Source organism: Parafilimonas sp., from assembly GCF_047606085.1.
Taxonomy (GTDB): Bacteria; Bacteroidota; Bacteroidia; order Chitinophagales; family Chitinophagaceae; genus Parafilimonas.
Genome location: NZ_JASGEX010000160.1, coordinates 1 through 6,787, shown reverse-complemented (window position 1 = coordinate 6,787; position 6,787 = coordinate 1). Strand labels below are relative to the sequence as shown.

Annotated in this window: 5 protein-coding genes and 1 pseudogene; 4 read left to right on the top strand and 2 right to left on the bottom strand. The window is 42.2% G+C overall.

The features are described 5' to 3' along the window. Window positions 1–265 precede the first annotated feature (265 nt). Window positions 266–1,303: an SDR family oxidoreductase gene (locus tag QM629_RS13835; protein WP_415160473.1), complete on the bottom strand. Its 1,038-nt coding sequence runs from the start codon at window positions 1,301–1,303 to the stop codon at window positions 266–268. A gap of 417 nt (window positions 1,304–1,720) precedes the next feature. Here QM629_RS13835 and QM629_RS13830 point away from each other — a divergent pair, with 417 nt between their 5' ends. The 3 genes from QM629_RS13830 to QM629_RS13820 all read left to right on the top strand — a co-directional run bounded on the left by QM629_RS13830 (window position 1,721) and on the right by QM629_RS13820 (window position 4,314). Further along, on the top strand, window positions 1,721–2,386 hold the full coding sequence (locus QM629_RS13830; RefSeq protein WP_415160472.1) for an ABC transporter ATP-binding protein: 666 nt from the start codon (window positions 1,721–1,723) through the stop codon (window positions 2,384–2,386). Between the two features lie 8 nt (window positions 2,387–2,394). Next, entirely contained in the window at window positions 2,395–3,843 is a 1,449-nt protein-coding gene (locus QM629_RS13825; RefSeq protein ID WP_415160471.1) for a TolC family protein, read from the top strand. A 300-nt stretch (window positions 3,844–4,143) separates the two neighbouring features. Beyond that, window positions 4,144–4,314 carry a hypothetical protein gene (locus QM629_RS13820; RefSeq protein WP_415160470.1) on the top strand — a complete coding sequence of 57 codons (171 nt, stop codon included), beginning with the start codon at window positions 4,144–4,146 and terminating at the stop codon, window positions 4,312–4,314. Between the two features lie 110 nt (window positions 4,315–4,424). On the opposite strand, the gene QM629_RS13815 is transcribed toward QM629_RS13820, so the two are convergent. Beyond that, window positions 4,425–6,041 carry an acyl-CoA carboxylase subunit beta gene (locus QM629_RS13815; RefSeq protein ID WP_415160469.1) on the bottom strand — a complete coding sequence of 539 codons (1,617 nt, stop codon included), beginning with the start codon at window positions 6,039–6,041 and terminating at the stop codon, window positions 4,425–4,427. 365 nt (window positions 6,042–6,406) lie between these two features. On the opposite strand from QM629_RS13815, the pseudogene QM629_RS13810 reads away from it, so the two are divergent. After that, window positions 6,407–6,787 (top strand): annotated as a pseudogene (locus QM629_RS13810) (hypothetical protein); the annotation flags it as partial.

Below are 6,787 nucleotides of genomic sequence, written 5' to 3'. Positions count from 1 at the left end.
TTCAATGGCCTCATGGAACGCCCTGATGTACATTCCCCTGTGTGTTGAATACATTTTACATGGGCGTTTCACTCATGCATATTTGTTTTTTCAATGGTCTCATGTAACCTCGCTATGTGCATTTCCCTTGTGTGAAAAAAATTATCATGCTCGGTTTCATTCGTGCAAGTTTGTTTTTTAATGGTCTCATGCCTGTCCCGAACTTGCTTCGGGAGAACCTCGCCATGTACATTCCCCTGTGTGAGAAAAATTATCATGCCCGGTTTCATTTAATGTTTCCAAATTTATTCAGGCTTTCTGCAGAAGCCGCTATTGCCTGTTCTTTGGGCCGTGGCTTCCATCCTAAAATTGTTTTTGCTTTGTCATTGCTTGCCTTTCTGTTTACACCCAGCATAGAGGCAAGTGCTTTTGCTTTTGGGTTAAATAACCCTGCAAATTTTACAGCCCAGTCGGGAATGGTTTTAGTGGATGCTTTTTGTGCTATATCCGGCATTTTATTTTTTAAAAAAACGGCTATTTCAGGCAAACTCATTGTGCCATCAGATAAAGCCAAAAACCGTTGCCCTTTTGCGCTTGCGCTTTCCATTGCTTTCATATGCAAATCGGCCAGGTCCCTTACATCAACAATGGCAAGTTCCAGGTTGGGTATTCGCTTCAATGTGCCGTCCAATACATTTTTCAATAACTCAAAACCACTTGAAAGTTTAGCATCCAAAGCAGGACCAAAAATGGCAACCGGATTGATGACGGTTAGTTCCAGGTTTGCGCCTTCGTTTTTCATAAATTCCCAGGCAGCCCTTTCCGCCAAAACTTTTGATTTGTTGTAGGCAGAAAGCCCTTTTTCATTTGGGTCTGTCCAGCTTTCCTCAGTTATTAATTTTGCCGGATCTTTGTGACTATAGCCAACAGCACCAAAATTAGAAGTCATTACAACCCTTTTCACACCTGCATCCCGCGCTGCCTTTAAAACCCGCAGCGTTCCGTTCACAGCAGGTTTTATCATTTCATTTTCGTCTTTGGGAATTGCCAAATGAATTGGCGAAGCGATATGTAATGCATAGTTACAACCATTGGCGGCTTCATCCCAGTTTCTATCATCCAGCAGATCTGTTTCTGCAAATGAGATATTGTTAAACGATTGTATGTTACCGTTTTTCAACATTTCAATTACTGTTTTCTTTTTGGATAACGAACGAATGGTGGTTCTCACATTATACCCTTTTTGTAAAAGCTGAACAATGCAATGCCCGCCCACAAAACCCGAACCGCCGGTTACTAAAACCAGTTTATCTGAATTTGCCATTGTATAATTATTTATGGCACAAAGCTCGCAGTAAAATAATTTTTTTGTTTTGTTGTAAAGTCCAAAATTTCTTTGTTGAAAGGTTCAAAATTTAATGTCTCTGTTGCGAGACAGAGTTTGTAAAGCTTGCTGCTAACATCCGGCACATTGCTTGCGGGCGGGCAATACATACTTGCCATAGTTTACTATTCCTTACTTTTATCAGTGCGCAAATTGTTTTCAATTTCTTTTCATGTTCCAAAAAAACCAAGCAAAATGCTAAAGGGCGCATTAATGACTTATGCTGAAAATGAACATTCACTGTATCAAAAGCGTACACTTTTATTGTATGCTGTTTTGCTAACTAATTGCTTATCAATACTTGTATTAATTGGTACATCTTTCTTATACTTGAAGTACAATAAAAATTAAACCAGCATGATAGAACTACAGCATCTCTCCAAATGGGTAACAGTTGGCGGCATAAAAACATTTCTTTTAAAAGATATAAATCTTACAATTAAGCAGGGTGAATTTGTTTCTGTAATGGGGCCTTCCGGCTCGGGAAAATCTACTTTATTAAATGTATTGGGCATGCTGGACGAATTTGATGAAGGTGATTATTTTTTTATGGGCGAGCACGTAAACAAGCTGAAAGAGAAACACCGTTCGCAATTATATAAGCAATACATAGGATTTGTTTTCCAGGCTTATCATCTTATTGATGAATTAACCGTGTATGAGAATATTGAAACACCTTTAATTTACCAGAACTCAAAAACTTCAGAAAGAAAAGCCATTGTTGCAGACATACTTGACCGTTTTAATATTGTAGGCAAGAAAGACCTTTTTCCAACGCAGTTAAGCGGCGGGCAGCAGCAACTGGTTGGCATAGCAAGGGCACTTGTGGCCAACCCAAAATTATTGCTGGCCGATGAGCCAACCGGCAACCTTAACTCAAAACAGGGCGAAGAAATAATGGAACTATTTAAGAAGCTGAATGAAGAAGATGGTGTAACCGTTATACAGGTAACACACTCCGAAAAGAACGCCGAATATGGCTCCCGCATTATTAATTTATTAGATGGCAGAATTGAACAGTAAAATTTTATATGAAGCACTGGATTATGATCAGAACTACATTAATAGCATTATTTGCGATAATAAGCACAACCATTTTTGCGCAGGCTGACACCATACCTGAAAAACTTACGCTGCAGCAATGCATACAGATAGCGTTGCAAAATAATAATGATGTGCAGCGCAGCGAGGTAACATCGGGCATTTCAAAGGCAAGCTGGCAAAATGCAAAAGGTTATATGCTGCCCACATTGAACGGCGATATAAGCCACGGCATAAATAGCGGCCGCAGCGTTGACCCCTATACAAATACCTATTCAAACCAAACCATCAGGTTTGCCAGCTATAGCTTAACCAGCAGCCTTACCCTGTTTAACTTCGGGGCTATTCAGCGTGGCATAAAGCAAAGCAAGCTGGCCTTCCAGGCAAGCGAGTATGAAATACAGCAGCAAAAAGATGCCGTGGCACTGGATGTGATACTTCAATACCTGCAGATACTTACCAATAAAGAATTACTTACCGCCGCTGTGCAGCAGCAGGAAGTGGCTTTAAAACAGGTAGAGCGGCTTGATATACTAAACCAGGACGGCAGCATTGGCCCGGAAGAATTATCTGATCTTAAAGGAACATACGCGCAAAACCAGCTAACGGTGGCAAGCGCAGACAATAATTTGCAAACTGCTAAAATAACATTGGCCCAGTTGCTTAATATAATGTATGACAAAAACAGGGACGTTGAGCCTGTAAATATTACTGATTTTGCAGGTAATGCTGTCAGCAATACAGATTCAATTTACCAGGCAGCTTTACAAAATCTTGCTGTTGTAAAAGCTGCAGAACTGCGAAAAAGCAGCGCTGAATACAGCGTGAAAAGCTATCGTGCACAACGTTATCCTTCCCTGTATTTCAGCGGCGACTTATCTACAACCTATTCAAGCGCAGCAACTACCCAGGAGCTTATCAGCTCTTCTTACGCGGAAACAGATAATTATGTATTGAACAATGGCAGTAAGCTTCCCGTATATGCGGTGCAGGATAATTATTTATCGCATAAAATACCTTATGCCACCCAGTTTGCCAATAACTTCTACAATTCGCTCAGCATAGGCATAAGCATTCCATTGCTTAACAACCTTGGAAACAAAACGCAGATAAAAACCGCATTACTACAGCAGAAGGATGCAGAGATAGTTTTAAAAACCACTAAAACGCAGTTGCAGCAAAATATAGAACAGGCTTATGCAAATGTGGTATCAGCCAAAAACCGTTTTACTGCGCTTACAGAACAGGTGAATGCTTATAAAGAATCTTTTCGCATAGCCGAAATAAAATTTAATGCAGGCGCCATTACTTCTGTTGACTATGTTTTAGCCAAAAACTATCTTGACCAGGCAAGCCTGAACCTTATTATTGCCAAATACAATTATGTTTTAAGCGCAATGGTGGTGGATTATTATAGCGGTAAACTGAGGTTTAATTAACAGATTGTAGAAAATTTTCCTTTCTATCCGTGCACAAAACATAAGCACAAGCAGCATGCTGCACTGTTATTCTTATTGGCACATCTTTAGATAATTCAAACATACACACTAATCTTATAATCTTGAGTAATGTAATGGTAACGGGTTATTTTTATAGCCCGTTTTTTATTGCTGCTATATTTAATGGAATAGTGTTTAACTTAACAGCAAGAAAGCGCATTAAACCACTCAGCATTAAATTCAATTGTATGAAAGCAAAATTTTTTTACCGGTTTTAGCGGGCCTGTTCTTTATTATTTCATGCCATGGCCATTCATCTTCCCCACTAAAAATACAAGCCCCGGTATTGAAGACAGCACATCAGCCAACCCGGCAGGCAATGCTATGGATTATCACCCTGGCCAGCGCCAGCAGATACCCTCACCCAAATCATCGAATGTTGTGGGAACAGATACAATAAGCGGCACTTAAGCCATGCCCAATACCGGCACCAATAAATCATACAACAACCAGAAAGGCGATAGCGCGAAAAAGAATTAAGCAGGTGGCATAAAAATTAAAAATAGATGCAGGCCTTGATATTATACCTGGAAAACGCCAAGCTTCAGCTCTTTTATTACAGGGTTATGATTGGCCGCAGCAATGCCTTCGCTTATCAGCTTTCTTGTATCGGAAGGGTCAATTATATCATCAACCCACAGGCGGGCCGCGGCATAATAAGGGCTGGTTTGCTTATCGTAGCGTGATTTTATTTCGTTTAATAACTGCTGCTGTTCATCATGGCTTACTTCTTTTCCTGCAAGCTGAATCTGCAATAAGGTGTTTGCAGCCTGATCGCCGCCCATCACTGCAATTTTAGCGCCGGGCCATGCATATATAAAACGAGGATCATAAGCTTTGCCGCACATGGCATAATTGCCCGCGCCATAACTATTGCCTGTAATGATTGTGAATTTTGGAACTACTGAATTCGCAACGGCATTTACCAATTTGGCGCCGTCTTTAATTATACCCGCCTGCTCGCTGCGGCTGCCCACCATAAAACCGGTAACATCCTGCAAAAAAACCAGGGGTATCTTTTTCTGGTTGCAGTTAAGAACAAACCGCGCCGCTTTGTCGGCGCTGTCATTATAAATTACACCGCCCATCTGCATCTCGCCTTTGCTGTTTTTTACAATCAGCCGCTGGTTGGCAACAATACCTGCTGCCCATCCGTCAATTCTTGCATAGCCGCATACAATGGTTTTGCCATATTCTTCCTTAAACTGGCTGAATGTGCCGGCATCAACCATGCATTCAATTATATCCACAACATTATATGGCTTTGCATTATTTACATGCATCACCTTATAAATATCCACTGTATTTTTTAATGGCGCTGCCGGCACGGCACGGTTAAAACCAGCAAGCGCCGGCTTACCCAATTTGCTGATGATCGTTTTTATTTTATCAAGGCATTCGTGCTCGGTTGCATATTTATAATCCGCAATACCGCTTATGGCATTGTGCGTTTCAGCGCCGCCTAAAGTTTCCACATCAATATCTTCCCCGATTGCGGCTTTAACAAGATGCGGGCCGGCCAGAAAAATGCTGCCATTGCCTTCAGCTATCAAAGTTTCATCGCTCATTATTGGCAGGTAAGCGCCGCCTGCCACACAGGCGCCAAGCACCGCCGCTATTTGCGTAATGCCCATAGCGCTCATTTGTGCATTGTTTCGGAATACACGGCCAAAATGTTCCTTATCAGGAAAAATCTCATCCTGCATGGGCAGATAAACACCTGCGCTGTCAACAAGATAGATGATGGGTAAATGGTTATCCATGGCGATTTCCTGCATGCGCAAATTTTTCTTGCCGGTTATGGGAAACCAGGCGCCGGCTTTTACGGTTTGATCATTGGCAACAATAACGCATTGCCTGCCGCTTATATACCCAATGCCCGCAACCGTGCCACCGGCGGGGCAACCGCCCTGCGCATCGTACATTTCATAGCCGGCAAACGCGCCTATTTCAACAAAGGGCTTTTCTTTATCAGTTAAATAATCAACCCTTTCCCGCGCAGTAAGCTTGTTTTTTTGCTTTTGTTTTTCGATGGACTTTTTACCACCGCCCTCTTTTATTTTATCCAAGCGTTTCTGTTTCTCAGCCAGCAATACTTTCATCCACTCTTCACCCGAATTGATATTATTCATATTCATACGAACAGCCATTAACTTACAAAAATAGATATTTGGCCGGGTCAGGCCGCTATCGCGGGCCTGACCCGCCCTTTTTTCGCAAGCAGGTGAGATGCCTGCCTGCAGAGCCTGCTACCGGTTGGTGCTCCTCTGCATATAAGATGTGAACTTAAAAACCGTTTTTATCGCTTGCCGCTTAGGCGCACACATAAGAAGGAACATTTAGTATCATCGCCGGAGGCGATATACCATGCTCTGCGAGGCGAGGACGCCTCGCAGAACATGCGGTCTGACCCCGGCCTTAAAAATATAAACAACTTCGTTAATAAAATCCTCGGTATGCGTATTTTCCGTCAAAAAAACTTTATCCGGTTTATTTTTGATTGGTGAGCAACAGTAAAACTTTTGAGGAACAGCTTATCAATGATGATGCAGAAATAACCATCCTCGCCATTGAATCTTCCTGTGATGAAACGTCGGCTTCGGTTTGTATTGATGGAAAAATCTTATCCAACATTATTGCCGGCCAGGCCATTCATGAGCAGTACGGCGGCGTTGTGCCTGAACTGGCCAGCAGGGCTCATATTCAAAATATAGTTCCGGTTGTTGATGCTGCTTTAAAACAGGCTTCAGCTATTCACCACTTGCCACTCACCACTCACGATATAGATGCCGTTGCCTTTACACCGGCGCCAGGCCTAATCGGCAGTTTACTGGTGGGTGCACAGTTTGCCAAATCTTTATCACTGGCTTTGGATAAACCGTTG